This is a genomic window from Novosphingobium sp. SG707, assembly GCF_012275515.1.
Taxonomy (GTDB): Bacteria; Pseudomonadota; Alphaproteobacteria; order Sphingomonadales; family Sphingomonadaceae; genus Novosphingobium.
Window position 1 is genome coordinate 786,443 of record NZ_JAAZQL010000001.1, and the last position, 25,482, is coordinate 811,924.

Sequence of the window (25,482 nt, forward strand, 5' to 3'; positions counted from 1 at the left end):
AGCCATGGGATGATCCGCCAAGGCCTCTTCCTGCTGTGCATGCTGATCGCCAGTCTCACGACGGCATCGGTGACGCATGCGCAGGAGTTTGCGGGCAATGCGGTGATCGAATGCTCGGGCTATGTCCATAGCGCGGGCGATGCGGATCAAAGCGATGGCGATGCCGACAAGGCCGCCCCCCATCATCACAGGGCCTGTCATGGCAGCGGGGTTTTCCTTGCGGGCGGCGCCCATGGTTTTGCTTCGGCCTATCGTCTCGCCGCCGCCGTCGTGCCGCAGGCCGAGGCGGAATTGACCGGAAAGAGCATCGGTCCGGCTCTCCGCCCGCCCAGCATCTGATCGGGATTGCGAGGGGACAGGCGCATGTGACGCACGTCCCTTGTCATCATCTCGACAGGATTTTCATCATGAACAGGATCATCGCGGCCATTCTGGTCGCCAGCGCCTGCGTGGGCTGCGCCCATGCGCAGGCGCAAGCCGAGGCTCCGGCCCGCCGGCTTTCCCTTGCCGACGCGCTCGATCTGGCCAACGGCAAGGCCCCCGCCACCGATGCCGCGCAGGCCGGTGTCGAGGCCGCCCGCGCCGGGCGGACGACAGCCGGGCTGCGCCCCAATCCCACCGTGCAGACACAGGTGGAAAATGTCGCGGGCAGCAACAGCTATGGCGGTTTCCGACAGGCCGAAACCACGCTTATGCTCAACCTGCCGATCGAACTGGGGGGCAAACGTTCGGCCCGTATCGCGCAGGCTGACGCCCGCACCGATCGGGCGCTGATTGAGGCCGCCGTGCAGCAGGCCGAACTGCGCTATCAGGTGACGCAGCTCTATGTCGATGCGGTGGCGGCGCTGCGCCGAGCGGCAGTGGCCCGCGATCAGTTGCGCATTGCCCGCGAAGCGCTGGGCGCCGCGCAGGTGAGGGTGCGTTCGGGGCGCGCCTCGCCGCTGGAGGAACAGCGCGCCGATGTTGCGCGGATCAATGCTCAGGCCGGGGTGGAACAGGCGGAAAGGCTGGCGAGAGCTGCGCGGGACAATCTGGCGCGGCGGATCGGTCGATCGGTCGACGGCGCGCTGGACGAGGGCATGATCGACGCCATGCCTGCGGCCGTGACAGGCCCGGCTCTGCCCATGGCCACCGAGGGTACGTTGGCTATGGCGGCGGCCCGCGCCGATGTGGCGATTTCAACCGCCGGGGTGCAGATCGCCCGTTCGCAGCGCGTGCCCGATCTGGCCGTGGGGCCGGGGCTGCGGCGGTTGAGCGCGACCAATGACACCGCGCTGGTCTTTTCGGTTTCGGTGCCATTGCCGCTGTTCAATGGCGGCCGCGCCGCCGTGGCGCAGGCCGCTGCCGAACAGAGCCGGGCAGAAGCGCTGCAACGCCTGACCGAGCAGGACGTCGCGCAGGCCATCACCAGCGCACAGGCCGAGGCCGACAATGCCGCCACCGCAGCCAGAGCCGCCAGCGGCCCCGCGCTGGAGGCCGCGCAGGAAGCCGCCCGCATCGCCCGCATCGGCTATCGCGAGGGCAAGTTCGGCCAGCTCGACCTGCTCGATGCCGAACGGACGCTGGCTCAGACCCGTGTGGCCGCCATCGACGCCCTTGCTGCCTATCACATCGCCCGCGCCCGCCTTGAGCGCCTGACCGCTCGCGCGCCGGAATAAGGATTTCCCATGAAACTTCATCGCAATTTCGTTTTCGTGCTGCCTCTTGCCATCGCGCTGGCCGCCTGCGGAGAAAACAAGCCGCAGGAACCCGCCAAGGAGGAAGCACCCAAGACGGATTCCAGCCTTGTCCACCTTAGCGCCGAACAGATCAGCGCGGCCGGTATTGAGTTGACCCATCCCACGGTGGGCGGCGCGGGAAAGCTCGATCTGCCCGCTCTGATCGAGGGAGATCCGCAAGGCACACAGGTCGTTTCCGCCGCCATCGGCGGGCGGGTGGTCTCGCTCTCGCGCAATCTTGGCCAAAGCGTACAGCGCGGCGCGGTGCTGGCGGTCATTGAAAGCCGGGAAGCAGCCCAGCTTAATGGCGAGGTACAGGCCAGTCGCGCCCGCCTTGCGCTGGCGCAGAGCAATCTTGCCCGTGAGGAGCGGCTTTTTGCCCAGCGCGTGTCGCCCGAACAGGACGTGATTGCCGCGCGCACCGCTGCCGCTGAAGCGCGCATCGCCTACTCCCAAGCTGCCCAGCAGGTTGCCGCGACCGGCGGTGGCGGCGGCGGGCTCAACCGTCTGAGCATCCTTGCTCCCGCCTCGGGCCAAGTCATCGCGCGCAGCGTGGTGCTGGGTCAGACGGTGGCCGCCGATGCCGAACTCTACCGCGTCGCCAATCTGGCGCAGGTGTCGCTCTCGCTCAGCCTGCAACCGGGCGATGCCGGGCGCATCCGCCCCGGCGCCGAAGTCGCCGTGCGCGCGGCCGGACGCGAGGCACTGGGCAGGATCAGCTTTATCTCCCCGGCGCTGGACGAAAAGACCCGCCTTGTCCCCGTGATCGCCACGTTGGACAACCGAGACGGCCGCTGGCGCGTCGGTGAACCTGTGACGGCCTCGATCACGCTGGCCGGAACGGGGGCGGGGACCGGAATGACCGTACCGACCACCGCGATTCAGACTGTCGATGGCAAGCCCACCGTCTTTGTGCGGACCGGCGGCGGATTTCGCGCGGTGCCGGTTGAGCTGGGCGATGCGGCGGGGCCGATGATTGTCGTGCGCCGCGGCCTGTCGGCCCGCGATCAGATCGCCACCACCAATTCCTTCACGCTCAAGGCCGAAATGGGCAAGGGCGAAGCGGGCGAGGAGGATTGAGTCATGATCGCCAAAATCGTCAATCGCGCGGTGGACAGGCGCTGGCTTGTCCTGCTGCTGACTGGTCTTGCGGCGCTGGTGGGGGCATGGGCGCTCTGGCGCCTGCCCATCGATGCCGTGCCCGACATCACCAACAATCAGGTGCAGATCAACATCCGCGCCCCCGCTCTGTCGCCCGAACTGGTGGAAAAACAGGTCGCTTTTCCCATCGAGACGGCGCTGGCGGGCATTCCCGGCCTTGAATATACCCGCTCGCTCAGCCGCAATGGCTTTGCGCAGGTCACGGCGGTCTTTACCGACAGTTCCGACATCTATTTCGCGCGCCAGCAGGTGGGCGAGCGGCTGACCGGTGTGAAAGAGAATCTGCCGTCCGGCGTGAACCCGGAAATGGGGCCGATCGCCACCGGTCTGGGCGAGGTCTATATGTGGACCATCCGTCTGGAGCATCGCGGGGATGACAAGCATCTGCCGGGCGAACCGGGGATGCAGCCTGACGGCAGCTATATCACCCCCGAGGGCGAAAGACTGACCAGCGAGGCGGACAAGGCGACCTATCTGCGCACCGCGCAGGACTGGATCGTTGCGCCTTTGCTGAAAAACACGCCGGGACTGGCGGGCGTTGATTCCATCGGCGGCTATGCCAAGCAGTTTCTCGTTGTGCCCGATGTGCAGAAATTGGCCTCGATGGGGCTGACGCTGGGCGATCTGGCCGATGCGCTGGAAAAGAACAACACCAGTGTGGGCGGCGGTTTTGTCGAGCGCAATGGCGAAGGTCTGGCGGTGCGCTCCGATGCTTTGGTACGCAATGCGGCGGAATTGGCCCGCGTGGTCGTGTCTTTGCGCAATGGCGTGCCGATCACGCTGGATCAGGTGGCCGTCATCCGCAACGGACAGGCGATCCGCATGGGTTCGGCCTCGGAAAACGGAACCGAAGTGGTGGTGGGCACCGCCGTCATGCGTATCGGCGAGAACAGCCGCACGGTGGCCACGGCGGTGGCCAAAAGGCTGGCGGCGATCAATGCTTCGCTGCCGCCCGATGTGGTGGTCCAGCCGGTGCTGGACCGCACGGCGCTGGTCAATTCGACGATCCGCACGGTGGCGAAGAATCTGGCGGAGGGCGCGCTGCTGGTGATCGTCGTGCTGTTTGCCTTGCTGGGTAATGTGCGGGCGGCGTTGATCGCGGCGGCCGTCATCCCCGTCACCATGCTGCTGACCGGCTTTGGTATGCTCAAGGCCGGGGTTTCGGCCAATCTGATGAGTCTTGGTGCGCTGGATTTCGGGCTGATCGTCGATGGCGCGGTCATTATCGTGGAAAATGCCTTGCGCCATATGGCCGAGCTTCACCATGAGGCGCAGCGGCCTTTGTCGCTGCGCGAGAGGCTGCGTACCGTGGCGCTTTCCGCGCGGGAGATGATCCGACCCTCGGTCTATGGGCAGGCGATCATCATTCTGGTCTATGTTCCGCTGCTCACCCTGACGGGGGTGGAGGGCAAGACTTTCGTGCCCATGGCGATGACGGTCATCATTGCGCTGGTCTTTGCCTTCATTCTCTCGCTTACCTTTGTGCCGGCGGCCATTGCCATCTGGCTCTCGCAGCGGATTGAGGAGAAGGAGGGGCGCATCATGGGCTGGCTCAAGGCGCGCTATGCGCCGGGGCTGGAGCGCGCCATGGGACGTCCCGGTCTGACGCTGGGCGCCGGAATCGGCAGCGTGGCGGTGGCCCTGGCCGCCTTCACCGCTCTGGGGCAAGTGTTCCTGCCGCAGCTCGACGAGGGGGATATGCTGGTGCAGGCCCTGCGCATTCCGGCCACCTCGGTTCAGCAGAGTCAGGCAATGCAGGTGCCCATCGAACAGGCTCTCTCGAAAATGCCCGAGGTGCGGTTCGTTTTCTCCAAGACCGGCACGGCCGAACTGGCGTCCGACCCGATGCCGCCCAATGCGACCGACAATTTCGTGATTCTGAAAGACCGCAAACTGTGGCCCGACCCCAGCCTTTCCAAGGAGGCGCTGGTCGAGAAGATCGAGAAGACCTTGGCCCGTTTTCCGGGCAATGCCTATGAAATCACCCAGCCCATCCAGATGCGCTTCAACGAGTTGATCGCGGGGGTGCGCGGCGATGTGGCGGTCAAGGTCTTTGGCGATGATTTTGCGGCCATGAACGCCACCGCCGAGAAGATCGCCGATATTCTGCGCCGCACGCCGGGCGCGGTGGATGTGAAGGTCGAGCAGACCAGCGGCCTGCCCATCTTGGACATTCGGGTCAATCGCGATGCGATGGCGCGCCTTGGCGTCAGCGCGCAGGACGTGCAGGACACCGTGACCGCGACGCTGGGCGGGCGGCAGGCGGGCATGATCTTTGAAGGCGACCGCCGCTTTCCCGTGGTCATCCGCCTGTCCGAGGCACAGCGGGCTGATCTGGCCATGCTGGGCCAATTGCAGGTGTCCGCGCCCGGGGGCCGGTTCGTGCCGCTCGCCAGTGTGGCCGACATCCGCGTCACCGAAGGCCCCAACCAGATCAGCCGCGAAAACGGCAAGCGCCGCGTCGTGGTGCAGGCCAATGTGCGCGGACGCGATGTGGCCGGGGTGGTGGGCGATGCGCAGGCGGCCATTGCCAGGGAAATCCGCCTGCCTGCGGGCAGCTACCTCGAATGGGGCGGCCAGTTCGAGAATCTGGCCTCGGCGCGCGAAAGGCTGCAACTGGTGATCCCGGCCTGTTTCGCGCTGATCCTGCTGTTGCTCTATGGCGCGCTGGGATCGGTGCGTGATGCCGCGCTTGTCTTTACCGGGGTGCCGATGGCGCTGGTCGGCGGGGTTCTGGCGCTGTTTGTGCGGGGCATGGACTTTTCCATCTCGGCGGCGGTCGGCTTTATCGCGCTGTCCGGGATTGCGGTGCTCAATGGGCTGGTGATGGTGTCCTCGATCCATGATCTGATGCGCGGCGGCATGGCGCGCGCGGCGGCCGCCCGCATGGGGGCGCTTCGGCGCCTGCGCCCCGTCATCATGACCGCACTTGTGGCCAGCCTCGGCTTCGTGCCTATGGCTTTGGGATCGGGCGCGGGGGCAGAGGTGCAGAAACCCCTGGCCACCGTGGTGATCGGCGGGCTGGTTTCGGCCACTTTGCTCACGCTTTTCCTGCTGCCGACTCTTTACGCCCAGTATGGGCATGGACCGGCGGCGGGCAAACAGGAGGAGGATGTCGCGCCATAGGACGCCTTCCGGGCAGGCGAGCCTTTTGCGCGGCGCTCTGCGCATCGAAGGGGGGCAGGGGCGGGCGGCTCATGACATCACCTCCAGACGGGCGGCGGCCTCGCGCGCTTCGGCCTCGCGGGCGGGGATCGTTGCGGCCATCCGGGTCTGATAGCCGGCCAGGATCTCGGCCGGCGCGGTTTCGGGCGAGCCTGCGTCAAAGGGCGGCGCGGGCGCATATTCCAGCCCCAGTTGCAGGGTCTGCGCCAGGGTTTTACCGCCCAGTTCCGCCAGCAGGGTCAGGGCAAAGTCGATGCCCGCCGTCACCCCGCCGCCGGTGATGACATGGCCATCGCGCACCACGCGCCCCGTATCGGGCAGGGCGCCAAACAGCGGCAGCAGGTGACGATAGGCCCAGTGACAGGCCGCGCGCCTGCCCTGCAGCAGTCCCGCCGCGCCAAGGATCAGCGAGCCGGTGCAGACCGAGGTGATATAGCGGGCACCCTCTCCCAATCGGCGGATCTGGGCGATGAAATCCTCGTCCAGCGCCACCTGTGTCGCCGCCACGCCGCCCGGCACGCAAAGCAGATCGCAGGCGGCAATGTCGGTCAGGCGTTGCGTATGGGCAAAGGTCAGCCCTTCGGCGGGAACATCGCCGCCATCCCGGCTCGCCACGATGCTCCGGCTGTCGGGCAGGCGCGAGAGGAATTGATAAGGACCGGTGAAATCGAGCTGGGTCATGCCCGGAAAGACGGCAAAGACGATGCGAAACGGTGGGTGATTCATGACAGCCTCCTCTGGATGCGGGGCCATGATGCCGGTCGGGACGGCTTGACGAAATGACAATGATCCCTCATTTTATGCCATGTCTCAAAGTATCGGCATCTATCTTTATCCCGACTTTCAGCTCCTTGACGCCTGCGGCCCGATCACCAGCTTTGAAATCGCGGGTCGCATGGCGGGCAGGCCCTATCGGCTGGTGCCGATTTCGGCGGCGGGCGGGCCGGTGCGCAGTTCTTCGGGCATCGCGCTCGATACGGTGGCGGCCCAGGGCGCGGGCCCGTTCGACACGCTGGTCGTGGTGGGCGGCAATGGCAGCCGCGATGCCATGCGCGAGCCTGCCAACACCGATTTCCTGCGCACGGCTGCCAGGGATGTGCGGCGCCTGTGCAGCGTGTGTTCGGGGGCATTTCTGCTGGCCGGGGCGGGGCTGCTCGACGGGCGGCGGGCCACCACCCACTGGCGCCGGGCGAAATTGCTGGCGCGGCTGTTTCCGGCGGTCAAGGTTGATCCCGACCGCATCCATATCCGCGATGGGCATATCTGGACCTCGGCGGGGATTACGGCCGGGATCGATCTGGCGCTGGCGCTGATCGCGCAGGATCTGGGCGACGCGCTGGCGCAGCGGGTGGCGCAGGACATGGTGGTCTATTACCGGCGGCCGGGCGGGCAGTCGCAATTTTCGGCGCTGGCCGAACTGGGCGGCGATGAGAGTGAATTTTCCGCCCTGCTCGAATGGATCCGCAGCCATCTGCACGAGCGGTTGACCGTCGAGCGACTGGCGGAGCAGGCGGCAATGAGCCCGCGCAATTTCTCACGCGCCTTTTCGCGCAGCATGGGGATCGGCCCGGCGCGGGTGGTCGAACGCCTGCGCCTTGAGGTGGCGCGCGAAAGGGTCGAGCACAGCAACATGCCGGTCGAGCAGGTCGCACGGGCCACCGGATTCCATGACCCGGAGCGGATGCGGCGCGCCTTTCTGCGCGCTTTTGGCCAGCCCCCGCAGGCCATGCGCCGCATCGCCCAGAGCGCTCAGACTGCGGCTGAGTGATCCACCGGAGGCGTCTCCTGTCCGCGACTGGCGGGCAGCGCAAGGCCCAAACGCTGGATCTTACCAGCCCACCATCACCGATTTGGTTTCGGTGAAGGCTTCCACCCCATGCCGCCCATGTTCGCGGCCCAGCCCCGATTGCCTGAAACCGCCAAAAGGCAGGGCGAATTCCATGCCCGACCCATTGATCTTGACCGAGCCCGAACGCAGCTTTTTCGCCATTGCATGGGCATGGCCCAGATGGGCGGTCCACACATAGGCCGACAGCCCGTAAATGCTGTCATTGGCCCGCGCCGCCAGATCGTCGAGATCGTCATCGCCAAATTTCATGACCGACAGGACAGGGCCGAAAATTTCCTCGCGCACGATCGACATGGACGGATCGGCATCGACAAAGATCGTGGGGTTGACGAAATAGCCCGGCCCCGAAGGTGCATCGCCGCCCGCGATCAGTGTGGCGCCTTCGGCTTTGCCCGCCTCGATATAGGCCATCACCTTATCGCGCTGCGGTCCGGAAATCAGCGGACCAAGCGCGATCCCCTCCTCGGTCCCCGGCCCGACGCGCAGCTTTTGCGTGAAGGCGACCAGACCCTCGATGAAACGGTCAAAGATCGCCTCATGCAGGAACAGGCGCGATCCGGCCGCGCAGACCTGTCCGCTGTTGCCGAAGATGCCCATGGCCACGGCGGGAATGGCGCGCCCGAGATCGGCATCGGGAAAGACGATGCTGGCCGATTTGCCGCCCAGTTCGAGGCTGACGCGCTTAAGGTCGCCCACGCTCTGATGCAGGATCGCCTTGCCGGTGGCGGTCGATCCGGTAAAGCTGATCTTGTCGATGCCGGGATGGCCGACCAGAGCCGCGCCCGCCTCCACGCCGGTTCCCGTCACCACATTGACCACGCCGCCCGGAAAGCCCGCCTGCGCCACCAGTTCGGCCAGACGCAGCCCTGACATGGGCGCCAGTTCGGCGGGCTTGAGCACCACCGTGCAGCCCGCCGCCAGCGCCGCCGAGACCTTGGTGCAGGTGATGGCAAAGGGCGCGTTCCACGGCACGATCAGGGCCGCCACGCCCAGCGCTTCATGCGTGGTATAGCCATGCCAGTTGCCCGGCACCGACATGGGCACGGTTTCGCCTGTCAACCGCCGGGGCCAGCCTGCGTGATAGCGGATCGCGCTGATCGCGCTGCCCACGGCCATCATCCGCGAAACGCCGTAGGGCATGCCATTGTCGATGGTTTCCATCGCCGCCAGTTCGTCGCGGTTCTCCTCGACCAGATCGGCAAGGCGCAGCAGGAGCCTTTCGCGCTCGGCGGCGGGCATGGCCGACCATGATGGGGCGTCAAAGGCGCGGCGCGCGGCGCGAACGGCCTGATCGACCTCCTCCGCCCCGCCTGCGGCAATCGCGCCGATGGCGGTTTCGCGCGCCGGATCAAGGACCGGGATCGTCGCCCCGGAGCCTTTGCGCCAGGCGCCGTCGATGAAATGGCCCGACAGGGCGGCCATGCGCCCGCGTGCGGTGTCGAAAATCGGGTTCATGCTTGTTGCTCCTGACGCGCGGATTGCAGAATGAGGTCGCTGGCTTTTTCGCCGATCATCACGGCGGCGGCATTGGTGTTGGCGCCCACCAGCAGCGGCATGATCGAGGCATCGGCCACGCGCAGGCCCCCAATGCCATGCACCCGCAATTGCGGATCGACCACTGCATCGGCCCCCAGGCCCATCGCGCAGGTGCCGACCGGATGATGCACCACGCCCGACAATTGCGCCTTCATCGCGTCGAGCGCCTCGTCGCTGGTGATATGGGCGCCGGGCAAGGTTTCTTCGATGACATAATCGGCAATCGGACCATTGGCGAAAATCCGCCGTGAAATCGTCAGGCCCTTTTTCAGCACATCCCAGTCGCGCTCATCGCCCAGCAGGTTGAGATGGATGCGTGGGGCCGAGCGGAAATCGCTGTCCTGCAGGGACACGCTGCCCCGGCTTTTCGGACGCAGCAGGCAGATCGAATTGTAGAAGCAGTCCTGCTTGGGGCGAGCGAAGCCGGGGAACCAGATATTGGCGTCCACCCGCACCGGGCTGGACATGATCTGAAGATCGGGTCGGTCGAGCCCGTCCTGCGAACGGGCCAGGATGCAGGCCGCCGCGATCTGATTGGCAAAGGGGCCGGAGCGCAGGAAATACCAGCGCAAAAAGGCCAAAGCAGCCCGGTCAAAACGCAATTGCTGGGCAAAGCTGTGGGGCGGGGCGGCGTCATATTGATGAGCAAGGCGCACATGCTCCTGCAGGTTTTGCCCGACGCCCGGCAATTCATGGACAGTGCCGATGCCGTGCCGCGCCAGATCCGGCGCCCGGCCAATGCCCGACAGCATCAGCAATTGCGGCGAACCATAGGCCCCGCCGCAAAGCACGATCTCGCGCCGGGCCGTGGCGGTCTGCTCGACGCCTTCCCTTTCAAAGGCGATGCCGGTGGCGCGCTTGCCGGAAAACAGGATGCGGCTGACCTGCGCATGGATGAGGATGCGCAGGTTGGAGCGGTCGCGGATCGGCTCCAGATAGGCCTTGGCCCCGCCGCAGCGCTCGCCGTCTTTCAGCGCGACCTGCACATCGGCGCAGCCCTCATTGCCGATGCCGTCATAATCGGGATTATAGGCATAGCCCTGCAAGGCGGCCGAAGCGCGCAATTCCTCGGCCATCAGGCGCGAAACATTGACCGGGCGCACGCCGATCGGCCCGCCCTTGCCTCGCCATGGGTTGCCGCCGGTCCAATGGTCCTCGCTGCGCTTGAAATAGGGCAGCACGCTTTTGTAATCCCAGCCCGTGCAGCCCAGAGCGGCCCAATCGTCGAAATCGAAAGGATGGCCCCGGAAATGCACGGTGCCATTGATCGAGGATGAGCCGCCCAGCACCCGTCCCCGGGGCAAGGGAAAGACCTTGCCGTCCAGATGCAGTTCCGGCTCGGAGGCGAATTGCCAAGTCAACGCCGGATTGCGCAGGGCCTGAAGAAAACCCAGCGGCATACGGATATAGGGGTGGTTGGCCTTGCCTCCCGCTTCGAGCAGGAGGACGCGGTTTTGCGGGTCGGCGCTCAGCCGGTTGGCTAGCACGCTGCCCGCCGATCCGGCGCCCACGATGATATAGTCGAATTCCAGCTTGGACACGTTGATATTCCTTGGGGCAGCGGCCGTTCAGGCCAGCCAGAGGAAGGAGGAGGCCCGCGAGGCGCAGCGGCGCGCGCAGGCATCGCGCAGGGAGGCCAGCAGGGGATCGCCGTCCTCGCCGCCGGGCAGGCCATGGGGAAGGGCATGGGGGGCGCGGATCCGGCGGCCCCGCATCCGCAGCATGTCGCGGGCCAGCACGTAATCGCTGTAGGTTGTCAGGCCGATGATCGTGCCCGCCATTTGGTGGCCTTCTTCGCTCAGCAAAAGGCGGATGATCTCGCCCGCAGGATCGGCGCAGGGGTGGCCTGCGGCATCGGCCCTTGCCCGGATCGCGACGGCTTCGGGCAGGCGCGCGTCGAGGATGAAATGAAACCCGGCGGCGGCCTGCGCGCGCGGCGCCATGGCCAGACCCGGCAACACAGCCATGGCCCCCAGCACGGCGCGGCGGTTGACAGCCACCCCGCTCACTTGCGGCCCTTTCGCGCTAGCCAGTCGGCCACTTGCGCCAATTCCCGGTCGGTCAGCTCCACGCGGGTAAAAGTGGGCATGTTGACCAGACCGTTGCGCACCACGGCCTTGACATAATCGGCGGTCAGATCGCGCCGGTCGGGCAATTCGGCCTGTCCCTTGGGCACGCGGCGGGCCAGCATGAATTTGCCTGTGCTGGGGCCGATATGGCAAAAGGCGCATTTCTGGCCGAACAGTTTTTCGCCCGGATTGGCCGATTGCGCGCCGTAAGTGATCGCCCCCAGCGCGGTGGTGGCGATGGGCGTGGCGTTTGCCGATTTAGTCGGCGCTGCAGGACCTTGCGCGTCGGCGGGCATGGCGATCAGCGCCAGGGCAAGTACAAGCCCGAGGATAAAGGCAAGGATGCGGATCATGGCCTGTCTCCCCCATGGGCGCGGCTGCCGATACCGTTGCGGCCCGGCGCGATGATGTTGTTGGGGTCCAGCGCGGATTTGACGCGGTTGTTGAGCCGCGCCAGCGCGCCATCGGCAAAGTCATAGGTGGCGGCCACCTCGTCCATATAGGAAATATGGCCGCGATATTCGCCAAAGCCGCTGGCGGCGGCTTCCTTGAGCAGGTGTCGATAGAGCTTGTCCACGCGCGCGATGGCTTCCGGCTCATCGCGGTTGTAAAGGATCAGGCTGACATTGTTGATATGGCGGCGGCCGATGGTGAAGCTGGCGTAATAATCCTGCCCGACCTCTTCATAATAGGCCTTGATCTTCTTGGCATAGGCCAGCGCCATCGCACCATCCTGCGGCAGGACCGGGGCAAAGCTGAGATGCCCGCCGCGCCCGCCATACCAGTTGACCGATTGCAGCCCCATCGTGGTGGGGATGCCGGTGGCCGATTTTTCCAGCGGATCGCCGCGTTTCCAGATCTCGAACTGCAGCGCGCTGCCCAGACGCGGTTCGAACAGGCGGCGGATCAGCGCGACCTGCGCCATCACGCTGCCCTCATCGCCAAACAGGCTGATCTTGGCGTTCCACCAGCCAAGGCCCAGCTTGGCCATCATCTTTTCCGAAACGCTGTCGGGCAGGGCGCCGGGGCCATCATACCAATCGGCGCGCTGCGACATGGTCGAGGCTGCGCGCACGGGCGAACCGAACACGATATTATGCTGGATGATGTCGCGGCGGCGCAGGTCGCACAGGATATCGAGCGCCCATTCCGCATCATCGAACCGGGGCAGGGCCAGCGTGATCTTGGCCGTCATTTCCGGTTCCGGTTGCAGCCAGACACCCGCCTTGACCACCACGCCAAGGTTCGATTGCATGAACATCTGGTCCCAGCCGGGGCCATAGCCGTATTTATAGCTCTGCCAGCCCTTGGCCCCCTGCATCGCCCCCATGCCGGTGCGCAGCAGCGAGCCATCGGGCATCACCACCTCCAGTCCGCACAGCGTTTCGCAATGGTCGCCAAAGGGGGTGTAGCCGATGCCGCGATCGAGCGCATTGCCGATCACGCTGCCCCATGAATTGCCCGGCACGCTCATCCACAGCGAGGGGGCATGTTGGCGCAGATGGCGGAACAGGTCGAAATAGCCCACGCCCGGTTCGATCAGACAGGATGCCTGTTTCTCGTTCACATCCAGAATGCGGTTCATCCGCGAAAGGTCGAGGATGAGGTCGCCTTTCTCCTTGGGCGAAGAGGCGCCATAGCCCAGATTCTTGCCCCGGCTGACCGGCCAGAGCGGGGTCTTGTGCTGATTGGCGATGCGGATGATGGCCTGCACCTCCTCCACCGTCGAAGGGGCAAGGATCGCGCTGCAATCATGGTCCAGCCCGTCCCCCATCGCATAGGGGTCGATATAGGTCTGGCGGTCCTCTTCGCCCGAGAGCACCCATTGATCGCCAAGCGCGCGGCGGAAATCGGCCAGCGCCTTGTCAAAGGCTGCGGCATTCATGCCATGGGGCAACTGGATCGACATGGTGTCTCCTTTCACGCCTTGGCGGCGGCCTGTTGGCCGGCCCAGTGGCGCGGATGGAATTGCCAGCCGATGCCCGCCGCCACAAAGGCCACGGCCGCCACCACGATGAAGGGAACGGTAAAGCCGCCGGTCTTGTCCACGCCCGCGCCGATGGCCACGATCCCGGCCGCCGCGCCCAGATGGAAGGCCGCCGTCAGCAGTGAGATGACCTGTGGCAGCGCCCGCACCCCATAGATATGGCGCGCCAGCACCGGCGCCTGAACGATCACCCCGCCATGCGAAACGCCGCGCAGGATGGTGAAGGCAAGGAAAGTGGCATAACCGGCCAGCGGGAAGGTGGCCAGCGCCGCCACGCCGCACAGCGCCCAGCACAGCGCCACACCCTTGGTCGAGAGCCGGTCGAACACCCAGCCGAACAGGATCTTGCCCAGCCCGGAAATCAGCATGACGATGGTAAAGCCCAGCGCCGCCACCGTCGCGCCCAGCGTGGTGTGCTTTTCAATGAAGAGCGGGATATATTCATTGATGCCGTTGCTGATCACGCCCGAGAGCGCGGTGGCCAGAATCAGCATCCAGAATTGCGGCGTCTTGCGGAACGAGGCGAAATCCTCGCCCAGATCGGGCACGCCGCCGCTCGGGCGCCCCTTGCCGGGGTCCAGTTCATCGGCGGTATAGCCATAGGCCTCGGGCGTTTCATGCACCAGCAGCGAGATCGACAGGCCCACCAGAACCAGCACGATCAGACCCGCCGCGCCCGCCGTGGCGTGCCATCCGAAATGGGTGACGCCCATGCGCGTGCTCATCGGCACGATAAATCCGGCCAGCGCCCCGCCCAGCATGGCAAAGCCGGTGTTGCGGCCAAGGCTGGCCGAATACCAGCGGGCCAGCGTTACCTGAATGGCGATCACGCTCCACACCGAACAGACCCCCGATACGGCGGCCAAGGCATAGTAAAACGGCAGCGAATGGGCGAAATAGAGCAGGCTGGTGGCAATCCCGATAACAAAGACCGAGGGCAACAGCACTTTCTTGGCGCCCACACGCACCAGCAGCGGCCCCGCCACCAAGCCGCCCATCGCCGATGTGGCCGATTTGATGGCCATGAAGCGCGTGGTTTCGCCAATGGTCCAATGCATCGATTCCAGAATGGAGTTGTACATCACGGGCATCATCATCGACACGCCCGCCAAGGCGATGCCCCACACGAGGAATCCGGCGATGATATTCATGCGCGCCAGACGGTGCGCCTGGGCAACGGAGATACGCTCTCCACTCATGGTCTTTCTCCTCGGGGGGGGAACATGCTTGCTGCCCATCCCATATGTTTTTATAATCGAATGATTTTTCTATTTGGCCTTTGGTCATGACGCCCCGCGCTGGCCACCGGCCCAGATGCCGTGGTTGCCCGGCGCCAACAGGCCCGCCGGGTCCAGCGCATCCTTGAGCGTGGTGTAGAAACGGGCCATCGCGTTTTGGCCAAAGGCGAATTTGTCCTGCACATGGTCGACCAGCGCGACATGGGCGCGATAGGGCGCGCAGCCCCATGTCGCCACTTCATCGCACAGATGGCGCACCGCCACGCGGGCGGCATCGACTCGGGCCTGATCGGCCGCATCAAACATCACCAGGCTGGCGCTGACCATGCTGCGGGGAAAGCAGAGCAGGCCGAAGGCGCCGATCAGGCCATGGCGCGCCATGGTCTCGCCCAGCAGGGTTTCCGCGCGGCGGGCGTAATCGGCATCAATGGGCAGAACCGGCGAAAAATCCATATGGCCGAAACTGTCGCCAAACACGCCTTTCAGCCGGTCGAGCAGCACCTGATTGGGGATTCCGGCGGCGATCAGGTCGCGCGGTTCGACATCCTCGGGACCGGCATCGCCCGCATATTGGCGCAGCTCCATCACCGCGCCGGGGATGGCGGCCACTTCGCGCTCCAGCACAGCGCGGCGGGCGGAAACCAGCGCTTCATGGCCATAAAGGCCAAAGCGCAAATTCCAGCGACCGGGCCGCAGCACTTGGCGCAGGTTTTCGGCGGTAAAGCGCCCTTCGCCCGATCCTGTGGCCATCGGCGGCGAGGAAACCAGCATCGGCACGCCCTGAAGCACGCCCGATTGCAGCAGGCGGCGCACCATGGCGATCAGGGGCACGATGTCCCCCTCGGCCTCGCAGCGGATCGTGCCGGTGGCCATCACTTCGGGGCGGGGCATCAGATGCAGCCCGGCCTTGGTGACGATGCCCAGATTCGACTGTTTGAACAGATCATCGACCGCCGGGCCAAAGCCCCGCCTGTGCCGATGCCACAGCGGGCTGTCGGGCAGGGCGCCTTGGCCTGTGCGCAGCAGCGAGCCATCGGGCAGCACCACCTCCATCCCGCACAGGGCCGAGGCATGATCGCCCATCACGTTATAGCCGATGCCATGCTCCAGCGCATTGCCGATGATGCTGCCCCAGCCCAGATCGGGCACGGACATCATCAGGGGAATATCGTCCCTGCGCAGCGCGGCATAGAGATCGGCAAAGCTGACGCCTGGTTCGATCACAGCGGTGCCATGGGTGGCGTCAATGTCGAGAATCCGGTTCATCCGCGAGAGGTTGATCACCACCGCGCCATCGGCAACCGGCGCCGAACCGCCATAGCCGTAATTGCGCCCCTTGGACGATGTCCAGACGTGGAGGCCCCTTTCGGCGGCTACGCGCAGGGCGGCTTGAACCTGCTCGACATTGGCCGGTTGGACAACCAGCGCGGGCTGATGGCCATGGGCTGAGGGGCCTTCAAACGGATCGTGGAAGGCGCGCTGGCGGCCGCCATTCTCCACCACGCCCTCGGCCCCGAGCAAGGCGGCAAAGCATTCGCGCGCCGAGGACAGCGCGGCAAGATCCGGCACAGCGGGCGCAATCGCGGCTGACATGAAACGCTTCTCCCAAGTGTTTGCACCTCTCATGATCGGAGGTGTTGAAAATAGAACATCATTCTATGAACGGCGCCACCTGTCGTCAATGCCCAAAGTTCCACTTGACAGAATGGTGTTTCATTGAGCATTTGACGATTCGTGAATACACTTGTTTCCACGTCTTGGGAGAAGATGCAATGGCTGCTCGCACAGGGGCCGAATATAAGGCTGGGCTGAAGGATAACCGGGTAGTTTATCTGGGCGATGGCAAGGTTGATGTGGCGAATGATCCGCGCCTTGCCGGGTCGGTCGACGGCATGGCCGGCTATTTCGATTGGCAGCACACCTATGCCGAGGATTGCTTGATTCCCGACCCGGAACGGTCGGGCGAAAAGATGAGCGTCAGCCTGATGCTGCCCAAAAGCGCCGAGGATCTGGCGATCCGCCATCGCGGCCTGGAGCGTCTGGCGCGTTATTCCAACGGTATGTTGGGCCGCACGCCCGACTATGTGAACGTGGTGCTCTCGGGCCATACCGCGCGCGCCGACATCTGGGCGCGGGGCAAGCCGGAGGGCTATGAACGCCTGAAGAAATTCCACCGCGAGGTGATCGAGGGCGACCTTTCGATGACCCACACCATCGTCCACGCCAATATCGACAAGAGCGTGGGCGATCTGGCGGGAATGAACACCGATCTGACGCTGCGCGTGGTGGGCCGCAATGAAAACGGCATCATCGTGCGCGGCGGCAAGGTTCTCGCCACGCTGGGGCCGCTTGCCGATGAACTCTATGTTTATTCCTCGTCGCCGATCCCGTCGGGCGGTGAAGATTATGCGCTGATCTTCTCGATTCCGGTCAACACCAAGGGCGTGATCCAGATCTGCCGCGACCATTACGGCACCAATGCCAGCATTCAGGACGCGCCTTTCTCCTCGCGCTTTGACGAACAGGACGCCTTTGTCATCTTTGACGATGTAGAAGTGCCCTATGAGCGCGTGTTCTGCGAAGGCGATCTCAACGTTTACAACAACCTCAACCAGGGCGTTTCGCCGGGCAACACGCTGCAGCAGACGGCGATCCGCGCGATGGTGAAGCTGGAATTCGCCTATGACCTGTGTTCGAGCATCCTGAAGGTGTCGAACAGCATCGCCCGCCCCGATGCGGCCGAAATGCTGGGCGAGATCCACGCCTATCTCTCGCTGACGCGTTCGGCCATCGTGGCGGCCGAGGCGCGGGCGCATGACTGGGGCGCGGGTGCCTTCTTCCCGCATCGCGACCTCTCGGTGCTGCGCTGCGTGATGCCTGGCTGGATGACGCGCGTGAACCAGATCATCCGGGCCATCGGTTCGCACAACCTGCTTTGCACGCCCTCGCTGGCGCTGTTCGAAAACCCGGAGATCGGCGACATGCTGCGCAAATATCTGCCCGGCTCGGCAGGCATGAGCGCCGAGCAGCGCGCCAGCATCATGCGCACGGCATGGGACTTTGCCGGTTCGGCGCTGGGCAGCCGCATTGAACTCTACGAAATGTTCTATCTGACCAGTCAGGGCCGCGCGCGCATCGGCGACCACATGTACGCCCAGCGCGACGGTGAATGGGGTCAGGTGCGCGAATTTCTGGCCAAGTCGGGCGCGATGCCCAATGTGGACTGGAAATGAGCGGGCCGACAATAGACGGCGAGGTGATCGCGGCGCTGGAAGGAGACTTCCGCGCCGCCATGCGCCTGCTGGCCAGCGGGGTGGCTCTGGTCACCACGCTGGACGGCGCGGGCGCGCCCTGCGGCATCGCGATGACGGCCTTCATGTCGCTGAGCATGGAGCCGCCCTCGCTGCTGCTGGCGATCAACCGTACCGCCTCCCTGCTCCCGCCTTTGGAGGGCAATGGGCGGTTCGTGGTCAATATTCTGGCCGCCGATCAGGCCGCCGCCTGCAACGCCTTCGTCTCCACGCCGCCCGACCGCCGCTTTGATACGCTGGACTGGCGGATCGAGGGCGGGCTGCCGCTTGTGGAATCCTGCGTTGCCACTATCCTGTGCCGCGTTGAACAGACAGCGGATTTCGGGAGCCATAGGGTGGTGACGGGTTTGGTGGAAAGAGTGATCGTGGACGGCGGCGAACCGCTGGTCTATGTCGATGGGCGCTATGGCCGGGTCAGCGTGGATGGCTGAAACGCCTGAAGGCAGCAGCCGCGATCGGTTTCTGATCGCGGCCGACGATCAATTTATCGAAAGCGGTTATGACCGCTGCACCATCCGCGCCATTGCCGCGCGGGCGGGCACCAGCCTTGCCTCGCTCAGCCGCAACTGGAGCGGCAAGCAGGAATTGTTCACCGAGGTTTTCCGGCGCCATTTTGATCCGATCCACGTCGCGCAAAACGCCGGCTTCGATGCGCTCGAAGCCTCGGGCGAGATCTCGGCCCGCGCCGTGATCGCCACCTTCTTCGGTTCGGCCATGCTGGGCGAGGGCGCCGATGTGCAAAAAAGCCACCGAATCTACAGCCTTGCGCTGGTCGACCCGTCCGATGAGGCCCGCGTCATTACCCGCCAACTGGCTGAGCCGGTCCGGCGACGGGTGATCGGCCTGCTGCGCCAATGTCTGCCCGACCTCAACGAGGCGCGCTTCTTCCTGGCCATGAATGTGGTGCTGGGCGTCTATATCTACCCCCTCGCGCGCGGTGAGCGTCTGGCCGGGGTGATGGGTTTCGATCTGGCCTCGCTCGACTGGAATGAGGCGGTGGGGATGCTGGCCGATATGGTTTGCCGGGGGATTGAGGGGTAAGGATATTAAAGGGGCCTCCGGCGGGCAAAGGGACTTGTCCCTTTGCAATCCCGTTACTGTCTGCGTTGCGCCAAGATTGCAGCCAAAGCTGATGCCTCAACCTTATAAACTTTAAAGCCTGCGGCGCAGACAAGCCTAAGTTTGCCGCGCCGCAGGCTTTAACTATTTCGCATCACCCGGCCAACCAAGCACCACCCCATTCATGGGATTGCAAAGGGTCGAGACCCTTTGCCCGCCGGAGGCATCCTTCCCCAAGAAAAAGAGCGAGAGCCAAGCCCCCGCTCTTCCCCATAATTCAAGCTTCTTCCAAAGCCTTCACCGCGCCGGCCTCTGCCCAATTGCCATGCAGGCCGAAGCGCAGACGCACCGGGATGGCGATGGTGGCGATGGGCCCTGCCGCGATATTGGTGGCCTCGAAGATCAGCAGGTCGCTGCTGCGGTTTTCCAGGCGGTTGCACACCATGACGATCCAGCCGTCGCCTTCGCGCTCAGAGCCGGGGCGGGGGACAAAACAGGGCTCCTGGATCGAGGAGACCGGGCCGCACCACCATTTCTGTTCGGTGCCGCTTTCCAGATCGACGAAGCCCAGCGTGTTCATCACCCAGCCGCCCGCGCTGCCGCCTTTGAGTTCGACCGGCTGCGAAGGGTCGATCACGACCATCCAGCCATAGCGGTTCTTTTGCCCGGTAAAGCGATCATCGATGCGGGGAAATTCACCGATCATGTCGGAGAGGCGCTCGGATCGGTATTCCTCCTCGTTCTGGGCCAGATCGACACTCCAGCGCGTCAGATAGGTTGCGCCTGCCACCGGATCGAAGGGCGCGTCGTTGATGTCCGGGAAGAAGGGCATCATGTTATTGGCCGCCACGGGCAGATCGAGATGCAGCTTTGTCCCGTCCTGATGCGCGTTCATCACATGGGCGGTGAAGCAATTGCCGCCCTTGAACCAGCGAATGTCCTGCGCGGTAGTGCCCGCCTTGCGCGGCATGACGGCCAGATAGGTGGGCTGCGAGGTATCAAAACCGAAATGGGGCTTGCCTGCCTTCAGGCGCTCCCAACTGCTGGTCATCGGCATCACCGAAAACAGCGCATAATCGGGCGTGATCGCGAAATCATGCATCATGCAGTAATAGGGCACCTCGAACCACACATCATAAAGCAGCTCGCCCTCGGGGCTGATTTCGTAATAGGTCATGTCGCGGGTCAGCAGGCCCTTGGAGGCATAGCCAAAGCCGCACATATTGCCCGTGGCCGGGTCGGTCTTGGGATGGGCGGTGAATGTCTCGCCCTTCATCCGCCCGTCAAAATCGGTGTAGCCCTGCGTCTCAAGGCTGACCGGGTCCATCACCAGCGCGGGGCTGTCCTCTTTCAGCGCATAGAGCCGCCCGCCGTGGATATAGGCATTGGTGTTGGCCGTGCCGCGGATCTTGCCCTTGACGCTTTCATCATCGGTCAACGGATTGCGATAGGCGCCGAACAGCGCGCGTCCGGCCTCATTCTCCAGCTTCCACTTGTCGGTCTTGGCCCAGCGCTGGGTGAAATCGACGCGGCCGTTCTTAAAGCGGAACATCGAGATCATGCCGTCGCCGTTAAACGCGATGTCATTGCCCAGCAGGGGCGGAAACTGATGCTCGGGCTGAACGCGATAGAAGCAGCCGTCCATTTCGGGCGGGATCGTGCCGCGCACATCAAGGTCATGGACGTTCGCCTCGACCCGCGAGGGGGTGTTGAAGCCGGTGAAGGCCGGAACGTCGGGGAATGTTGTCATGTCATCGTCTCCCAAAGGCGCGTTGGGGGAGTCGCGCTGAAAATAGAATGCTGTTCTATCGTGACTCGGGCAGGCTGTCCAGATAGGGCGTGAAAAGGATAAAATTGCTGTGAATCAGCGGATTGCGAGTGAATACACGTGTAATCATCTTTGATTGACAGGGCGTGAATCGCATTTTATAAGAATGGCATTCCATCAGAAAGAACGCGACTAAAGCCGCTCCTTCTGGTGAAGCCGAATTGTGATAACCATGAAATGATTGGGGAGGATTGAGATGAAACGTTGCGATCGCGCGGCGATGTTCCTGCTGGGCGTTGCGGCCAGCGCCTTGTTGCCCGCCATGGCCCAGGCCGCCGAAGCGCCGCCGGCTCCGTCCAATGACGAAATCGTTGTAACGGCCCAATTCCGCAAGGAAAGCGCGCAAAAGACCGCCGTTTCCATCGACGTGCTGTCCGCTGAAACGCTGAACCGCGCGGGCGTGGCGCAGGCCACCGACCTGGCCCGCCTTTCGCCCGGCGTTCAGATCACGCAGGGCGGCAGCGCGATTCAGGTCTATATCCGCGGCGCGGGCGATTTTTCGACCACCGGCTATTCCAATCCTGCCGTGGCGCAGGCCTATGACGGCGTGTTCGCCGCGCGCAGCCAGTTTGTCGCCGCCACTTTCTATGATCTTGAGCGCGTCGAAGTGCTGAAAGGTCCGCAAGGCACGCTCTATGGCCGCAACGCCACGGGCGGCGCGCTCAACATCATCCCCGTTCAGCCCAAGCTGGGTCAGTTCGAGGGCTATGTCAGCGCCGGTTTCCAGAATTACAACGGCTACAATGCCGAAGGCGCGGTCAACATCCCGTTGGGCGAGAAGGTGGCCGTGCGTGCCTCGTTCCAGGGTGTGTCGCGCGATGGTTATATCACCGACGGCACCGATGATGACAAGCATCACGCGCTGCGCCTTCAGGTGAAGGCCCAGCCGACCGAGGCGCTGACCCTGCGTCTGGGCGTAAATTATCAGCATCTGGGCGGTCGCGGTCCGGGCAAGGTGGTTTATGAACCGACCGCCCCCAACGCGCCGGGCATCACCAATCCCCAGCCGATCATCCCGGCCAATCGCTGGACCTCGATCAACCAGTCGCTCAACACCCTGATCGGCAGCGTGACCGCGCCTCCGGGCATCTATCCGCTCGATACCAGCAAGGTCTATCAGAACGTCGATGTGCTGGGCATCAACGGCCATATTGACTGGAACCTTGGCCCGGCCGTGCTGACCGTGATCCCGGCCTATCAGCGCGTGACGCAGGACTCGCTGGTCATGCCCGCGCTCTATTTCGGCACGAACAATTATTTCACCGGCGCGCCGTCCGTCTCGGAAGGCCAGACGCTGGAAGTGCGCCTTGGCCATGCCGACAATCGCGTCAAATGGGTGATCGGCGGCTATTATTTCAACGAGGATCAGGACAGCTACAATGCCGTCCGCCTCGGCCGCGCCTCTGACACCGCCTTTATCGCCAAGCTGAACACCCGCGCCTATGCCGCCTTTGGCGAGGCGACCTATTCGCTGACCAGCCGTTTCCGCGCCACGGCGGGCCTGCGCTATACCGACGAAACCAAGTCTGTGGACGGCCATCGCTATGCCATCGCGGGCAGCCTTGCCTGTCCCACGGGCGGCACGGCCATCGGCGGCTCCTGCGAGATCCTGACCTCGTCGGGTACATGGGTGAAGGGCACCTATTCGGCCAAGCGACTGAATTACAAGGCAGGCGTCGAATTCGACGTGGCGCCCCAGAATATGCTCTATGCCAGCGTCGTCACCGGCTTCAAATCGGGCGGCCAGTCGAACGCCGACATCGACCCGTATAAGCCCGAGGATGTGACCGCCTATACGATCGGTTCGAAGAACCGCTTCTTTGGCCGCCTGCTGCTGATCAACGCCGAATTGTTCTATATGGACTACAAGAACCGGCAGGAGAATTTCTCGCAGCTCGATCGCGGCGGCGCGCAGGTTTCCTCGCTGTTCAACGCGGGCAAGGCTGTGGCCAAGGGCATCACGCTGGAGGCCACGCTGCGTCCGACGATGAATGACTCTTTCCATGTCGGCGTCGAATATACCGAGAGCAAGTACAAGGACTTCTCCTATCAGGTCTATCGCGCGGCCAGCCCCGATCCGACGACCACCTGCGGCGTGAGCGCCATTCCGGGCGGCAATGCGCGGATCGGCTATTGGACGGTCAATTGCAACGGCTTCCAATTGCCGCGCACGCCCAAGTTCTCGGGCAATGTCAATTACACCCACACGTTTGACCTAAAGGATGGCGCGCGGGTGGAATTCACGCCGGATATGAGCTTTGCCTCCTCGCGCTGGCTCTCGGCCGAATTTGTCGAGAATGCGCGGGCCGATGCCTATGCCCTGTTCAACGCCAGCCTGACCTATTACGCGCCGGGCGACCGTTTCTCGGTTCAGGCCTTTGTCCGCAACATCGGCAATACCGCTGTTTACACCGGCACCCAGCAATATCCCTTCATCGCCAATTACAATGGCCATGACATTGCGCCGCCGCGCACGTGGGGCGCCCGTGCGCGCGCCAAATTCTAACGGCTGATACCCCGGCAAAGGGGTGACGGGAAAGGGCGCGCGATCCGCTTTCGCGCGCCCTTTTGCTTGGCCGCGCCCGATGGGGCGAGCGGAGAAAATCACCTTTTTGTGATCGTGAATACAGTTGATTTCATCATCGACTCGTTTATAAAAAGAACATCGTTCTTTTAGGCAGAACTAGGAATTGCCAATGCGTCTCGCAAGATTTGATGGTGGCCGGATCGGGGTCTGTATGGGCGATGAAATCGCCGATGTGACAGAGGTTTGCGGGGTTGATCCCGCACAATGGCCCCCGGTAGGCCCGCTGGTGCTGATCCGCGATTTCGCCATCCTGCGCCCCCGCATCGAGGCCGCGCTGGCCACTGCTCCGCGCAAAGCTCTGGCCGATGTGCGGCTGGAAACCCCGGTGCCATGGCCCAACAAGGTCATCGCCTATCCGGTGAACTATCACGCCCATGGCCGCGAAATGCAGGCCACCTATCGCGCCACCAATCAGGGCTTTTTCCTCAAGCCTTCCTCTTCGGTTTCGGGTCCGAACGATCCGGTTGTCCTGCCCCATGTACCGGGGCGCGAGGTGCATCATGAGGCAGAACTGGGCATCATCATCGGCAAGACCTGCCGCTCGGTCCCGCGTGAAAACTGGCGCGAGGCGGTGTTCGGCTATGCCTGCCTGATGGACATGGTGGTGCGTGGTCGCGAAGAGCGCGTGTTCCGCAAGGCCTATGACACATTCTGCCCGGTCGGCCCGTGGATCACCACGGCGGATGAAGTGCCCGATCCCGACAATCTCGAAATGAACCTCTGGGTCAATGACGAACTGCGCCAGCATGCCAATACGCGCGATCTGGTGCTCGACATTCCCGGCATGATCGAGACGGCTTCGGCGGTGATGACGCTGCAGCCGGGCGACATCATCGCCACCGGCACGCCACAGGGCGTCGCTCCCATCGTCGATGGCGACAAGGTGCGCATCTCCATCACCCGCCTTGGCGAAATGACCGTGGACGTGGTGCAGGGCACTGAAGGGGCGAGCGAGGTTTTCGCGGCGGCCTATGTTCCCCCCATCATCAAGCAGAATTGAGGGCATCATGGCCGACATTGCCACGCTCGATGACCTTTACGCCGCCTTCACCGCGCTCAACATGGAAGGGGGATGGCATCGCCGTTTCCCCGCGCTGTGGAGCGAGCCGCGCGCCAATTTTCAGCCCTTCCAATGGCGCTATGAGGATGTGAAGCCGATCCTAGCCCGCGCGGGCGAGCTGATTGGCACCGACAAGGCCGAGCGGCGCAATCTGACCATGTTCAATCCGGTGGAGGGCAATGTCTATGCGACGCTGCGCTCGATGGTGGCCGCCTATCAGATGATCCGCCCCGGCGAGACCGCCCGCGCCCATCGCCACACGCCCAACGCTCTGCGCCTGATCCTTGAAGGGCGGGGGACCTATACGGTGGTCGATGGGCATCGGGTGGAGATGCGGCCGGGTGATGTGCTGCTGACGCCTTCATGGGCGTGGCATTCGCATGACAATGTCGGGCCGGACGATTGCTACTGGATGGATTTTCTCGACGTTCCGCTGCTCCATCTGCTCGAACCGATGTTCTATCAGCCGCATCCCGATGGGGTCGAGCCTGATCCCGTGCCGGTGGACAGCTCGCCGTTGGCCTTTCGGCGCGAGGATACGCTGGCGCGGCTCGAAACGGCGCTGGCGTCGGATGATGCCCATGCCTCGGTGCAATTGGGCGATCCGGCGCTCAAGACGATCCGGCTGGATATGCAAAGGCTGATCGCCGGGCGCGAAACCGCGCGATGCCGCACCACGGCCAACATCATCTACGCCGTGGTCGAAGGCCATGGCCGGACCGAAATCGACGGCCAGACCTTCAATTGGAGCTTTGGCGACACGATCGCGATCCCCGCATGGCGACCCTATCGCCATCGCGCGCAAAGCGACGCGCTGCTGCTCAAGGTTTCGGATGCGCCGGTGATGGCCGCCTTCGACTGGCTGCGCTGCGAGGCCGATTGATCCGCACCATTCCTTTCAAGAATTCATAAGT

The 25,482-nt window shown here is 64.1% G+C and carries 20 protein-coding genes; 11 read left to right on the top strand and 9 right to left on the bottom strand.

The annotated features are described in order from the left end of the window. Positions 1 to 9: 9 nt before the first annotated feature. The 4 genes from FHW92_RS03100 (at position 10) to FHW92_RS03115 (ending at position 6,005) form a co-directional block, all read left to right on the top strand. Complete coding sequence (locus tag FHW92_RS03100; RefSeq protein WP_168601730.1) at positions 10 to 339, top strand: hypothetical protein; 330 nt, start codon at positions 10 to 12, stop codon at positions 337 to 339. Between the two features lie 68 nt (positions 340 to 407). Next, positions 408 to 1,658, top strand: coding sequence for a TolC family protein (locus FHW92_RS03105; protein ID WP_168601731.1), 1,251 nt, complete (start codon positions 408 to 410; stop codon positions 1,656 to 1,658). A 9-nt stretch (positions 1,659 to 1,667) separates the two neighbouring features. Continuing rightward, complete coding sequence (locus FHW92_RS03110) at positions 1,668 to 2,798, top strand: efflux RND transporter periplasmic adaptor subunit (protein WP_168601732.1); 1,131 nt, start codon at positions 1,668 to 1,670, stop codon at positions 2,796 to 2,798. 3 nt (positions 2,799 to 2,801) lie between these two features. Further along, the gene (locus FHW92_RS03115; protein WP_168601733.1) at positions 2,802 to 6,005 is read left to right on the top strand and encodes a CusA/CzcA family heavy metal efflux RND transporter; all 3,204 of its coding nucleotides are present in this window, start codon (positions 2,802 to 2,804) and stop codon (positions 6,003 to 6,005) included. 69 nt (positions 6,006 to 6,074) lie between these two features. Here FHW92_RS03115 and FHW92_RS03120 read toward each other — a convergent pair whose 3' ends face one another. Then, entirely contained in the window at positions 6,075 to 6,770 is a 696-nt protein-coding gene (locus FHW92_RS03120; protein WP_168601734.1) for a DJ-1/PfpI family protein, read from the bottom strand. 79 nt (positions 6,771 to 6,849) lie between these two features. Between FHW92_RS03120 and FHW92_RS03125 the strand changes: the two genes are divergently transcribed. Continuing rightward, a complete protein-coding gene (locus FHW92_RS03125; protein WP_168601735.1) occupies positions 6,850 to 7,812 on the top strand; it encodes a GlxA family transcriptional regulator in 963 nt (320 codons plus the stop codon). A 60-nt stretch (positions 7,813 to 7,872) separates the two neighbouring features. Here FHW92_RS03125 and FHW92_RS03130 read toward each other — a convergent pair whose 3' ends face one another. From FHW92_RS03130 to FHW92_RS03160, 7 genes are all read right to left on the bottom strand, one after another. Next, complete coding sequence (locus tag FHW92_RS03130) at positions 7,873 to 9,348, bottom strand: aldehyde dehydrogenase family protein (protein WP_168601736.1); 1,476 nt, start codon at positions 9,346 to 9,348, stop codon at positions 7,873 to 7,875. Beyond that, a complete protein-coding gene (locus FHW92_RS03135; RefSeq protein WP_168601737.1) occupies positions 9,345 to 10,970 on the bottom strand; it encodes a GMC family oxidoreductase N-terminal domain-containing protein in 1,626 nt (541 codons plus the stop codon). The genes FHW92_RS03130 and FHW92_RS03135 overlap by 4 nt, the downstream gene beginning before the upstream one ends. A gap of 27 nt (positions 10,971 to 10,997) precedes the next feature. Then, positions 10,998 to 11,438 (bottom strand): hypothetical protein, encoded by a 441-nt coding sequence (locus FHW92_RS03140; protein WP_168601738.1) that lies wholly within the window; start codon positions 11,436 to 11,438, stop codon positions 10,998 to 11,000. Continuing rightward, positions 11,435 to 11,851, bottom strand: a complete 417-nt coding sequence (locus FHW92_RS03145) for a cytochrome c (RefSeq protein ID WP_168601739.1) — start codon at positions 11,849 to 11,851, stop codon at positions 11,435 to 11,437. Before FHW92_RS03145 ends, FHW92_RS03140 begins: the two co-directional genes overlap by 4 nt. Then, positions 11,848 to 13,407: an FAD-binding oxidoreductase gene (locus FHW92_RS03150; protein ID WP_168601740.1), complete on the bottom strand. Its 1,560-nt coding sequence runs from the start codon at positions 13,405 to 13,407 to the stop codon at positions 11,848 to 11,850. The genes FHW92_RS03145 and FHW92_RS03150 overlap by 4 nt, the downstream gene beginning before the upstream one ends. A gap of 11 nt (positions 13,408 to 13,418) precedes the next feature. Next, the gene (locus FHW92_RS03155; RefSeq protein WP_168601741.1) at positions 13,419 to 14,684 is read right to left on the bottom strand and encodes an MFS transporter; all 1,266 of its coding nucleotides are present in this window, start codon (positions 14,682 to 14,684) and stop codon (positions 13,419 to 13,421) included. Positions 14,685 to 14,768: 84 nt separating this feature from the next. Beyond that, positions 14,769 to 16,316, bottom strand: coding sequence for an FAD-dependent oxidoreductase (locus FHW92_RS03160; RefSeq protein WP_168601742.1), 1,548 nt, complete (start codon positions 16,314 to 16,316; stop codon positions 14,769 to 14,771). A 179-nt stretch (positions 16,317 to 16,495) separates the two neighbouring features. Here FHW92_RS03160 and FHW92_RS03165 point away from each other — a divergent pair, with 179 nt between their 5' ends. From FHW92_RS03165 to FHW92_RS03175, 3 genes are read left to right on the top strand one after another with little or no spacing between them, the layout of a single operon-like run. Continuing rightward, positions 16,496 to 17,956 (top strand): 4-hydroxyphenylacetate 3-hydroxylase N-terminal domain-containing protein, encoded by a 1,461-nt coding sequence (locus FHW92_RS03165; protein ID WP_168601743.1) that lies wholly within the window; start codon positions 16,496 to 16,498, stop codon positions 17,954 to 17,956. Then, positions 17,953 to 18,465: a flavin reductase family protein gene (locus tag FHW92_RS03170; RefSeq protein ID WP_168601744.1), complete on the top strand. Its 513-nt coding sequence runs from the start codon at positions 17,953 to 17,955 to the stop codon at positions 18,463 to 18,465. Before FHW92_RS03165 ends, FHW92_RS03170 begins: the two co-directional genes overlap by 4 nt. Further along, positions 18,458 to 19,075 (top strand): TetR/AcrR family transcriptional regulator, encoded by a 618-nt coding sequence (locus FHW92_RS03175; RefSeq protein WP_168601745.1) that lies wholly within the window; start codon positions 18,458 to 18,460, stop codon positions 19,073 to 19,075. The genes FHW92_RS03170 and FHW92_RS03175 overlap by 8 nt, the downstream gene beginning before the upstream one ends. Before the next feature lie 295 nt (positions 19,076 to 19,370). On the opposite strand, the gene FHW92_RS03180 is transcribed toward FHW92_RS03175, so the two are convergent. Then, entirely contained in the window at positions 19,371 to 20,843 is a 1,473-nt protein-coding gene (locus FHW92_RS03180) for a carotenoid oxygenase family protein (RefSeq protein ID WP_168601746.1), read from the bottom strand. Between the two features lie 274 nt (positions 20,844 to 21,117). Here FHW92_RS03180 and FHW92_RS03185 point away from each other — a divergent pair, with 274 nt between their 5' ends. The 3 genes from FHW92_RS03185 to FHW92_RS03195 all read left to right on the top strand — a co-directional run bounded on the left by FHW92_RS03185 (position 21,118) and on the right by FHW92_RS03195 (position 25,451). Next, entirely contained in the window at positions 21,118 to 23,427 is a 2,310-nt protein-coding gene (locus FHW92_RS03185) for a TonB-dependent receptor (RefSeq protein ID WP_168601747.1), read from the top strand. A gap of 190 nt (positions 23,428 to 23,617) precedes the next feature. Next, positions 23,618 to 24,508: a fumarylacetoacetate hydrolase family protein gene (locus tag FHW92_RS03190; protein ID WP_168601748.1), complete on the top strand. Its 891-nt coding sequence runs from the start codon at positions 23,618 to 23,620 to the stop codon at positions 24,506 to 24,508. Between the two features lie 7 nt (positions 24,509 to 24,515). Continuing rightward, entirely contained in the window at positions 24,516 to 25,451 is a 936-nt protein-coding gene (locus tag FHW92_RS03195; RefSeq protein WP_168601749.1) for a cupin domain-containing protein, read from the top strand. The last annotated feature ends 31 nt before the right edge of the window (positions 25,452 to 25,482 follow it).

Bases quoted from the DNA above. Each gene is read 5' to 3' on its own strand.
- FHW92_RS03100 (WP_168601730.1), top strand. From the start codon at position 10: ATGATCCGCCAAGGCCTCTTCCTGCTGTGCATGCTGATCGCCAGTCTC.
- FHW92_RS03105 (WP_168601731.1), top strand. From the start codon at position 408: ATGAACAGGATCATCGCGGCCATTCTGGTCGCCAGCGCCTGCGTGGGC.
- FHW92_RS03110 (WP_168601732.1), top strand. From the start codon at position 1,668: ATGAAACTTCATCGCAATTTCGTTTTCGTGCTGCCTCTTGCCATCGCG.
- FHW92_RS03115 (WP_168601733.1), top strand. From the start codon at position 2,802: ATGATCGCCAAAATCGTCAATCGCGCGGTGGACAGGCGCTGGCTTGTC.
- FHW92_RS03120 (WP_168601734.1), bottom strand. From the start codon at position 6,770: ATGAATCACCCACCGTTTCGCATCGTCTTTGCCGTCTTTCCGGGCATG.
- FHW92_RS03125 (WP_168601735.1), top strand. From the start codon at position 6,850: ATGTCTCAAAGTATCGGCATCTATCTTTATCCCGACTTTCAGCTCCTT.
- FHW92_RS03130 (WP_168601736.1), bottom strand. From the start codon at position 9,348: ATGAACCCGATTTTCGACACCGCACGCGGGCGCATGGCCGCCCTGTCG.
- FHW92_RS03145 (WP_168601739.1), bottom strand. From the start codon at position 11,851: ATGATCCGCATCCTTGCCTTTATCCTCGGGCTTGTACTTGCCCTGGCG.
- FHW92_RS03150 (WP_168601740.1), bottom strand. From the start codon at position 13,407: ATGTCGATCCAGTTGCCCCATGGCATGAATGCCGCAGCCTTTGACAAG.
- FHW92_RS03155 (WP_168601741.1), bottom strand. From the start codon at position 14,684: ATGAGTGGAGAGCGTATCTCCGTTGCCCAGGCGCACCGTCTGGCGCGC.
- FHW92_RS03160 (WP_168601742.1), bottom strand. From the start codon at position 16,316: ATGTCAGCCGCGATTGCGCCCGCTGTGCCGGATCTTGCCGCGCTGTCC.
- FHW92_RS03165 (WP_168601743.1), top strand. From the start codon at position 16,496: ATGGCTGCTCGCACAGGGGCCGAATATAAGGCTGGGCTGAAGGATAAC.
- FHW92_RS03170 (WP_168601744.1), top strand. From the start codon at position 17,953: ATGAGCGGGCCGACAATAGACGGCGAGGTGATCGCGGCGCTGGAAGGA.
- FHW92_RS03175 (WP_168601745.1), top strand. From the start codon at position 18,458: ATGGCTGAAACGCCTGAAGGCAGCAGCCGCGATCGGTTTCTGATCGCG.
- FHW92_RS03180 (WP_168601746.1), bottom strand. From the start codon at position 20,843: ATGACAACATTCCCCGACGTTCCGGCCTTCACCGGCTTCAACACCCCC.
- FHW92_RS03185 (WP_168601747.1), top strand. From the start codon at position 21,118: ATGAAACGTTGCGATCGCGCGGCGATGTTCCTGCTGGGCGTTGCGGCC.
- FHW92_RS03190 (WP_168601748.1), top strand. From the start codon at position 23,618: ATGCGTCTCGCAAGATTTGATGGTGGCCGGATCGGGGTCTGTATGGGC.
- FHW92_RS03195 (WP_168601749.1), top strand. From the start codon at position 24,516: ATGGCCGACATTGCCACGCTCGATGACCTTTACGCCGCCTTCACCGCG.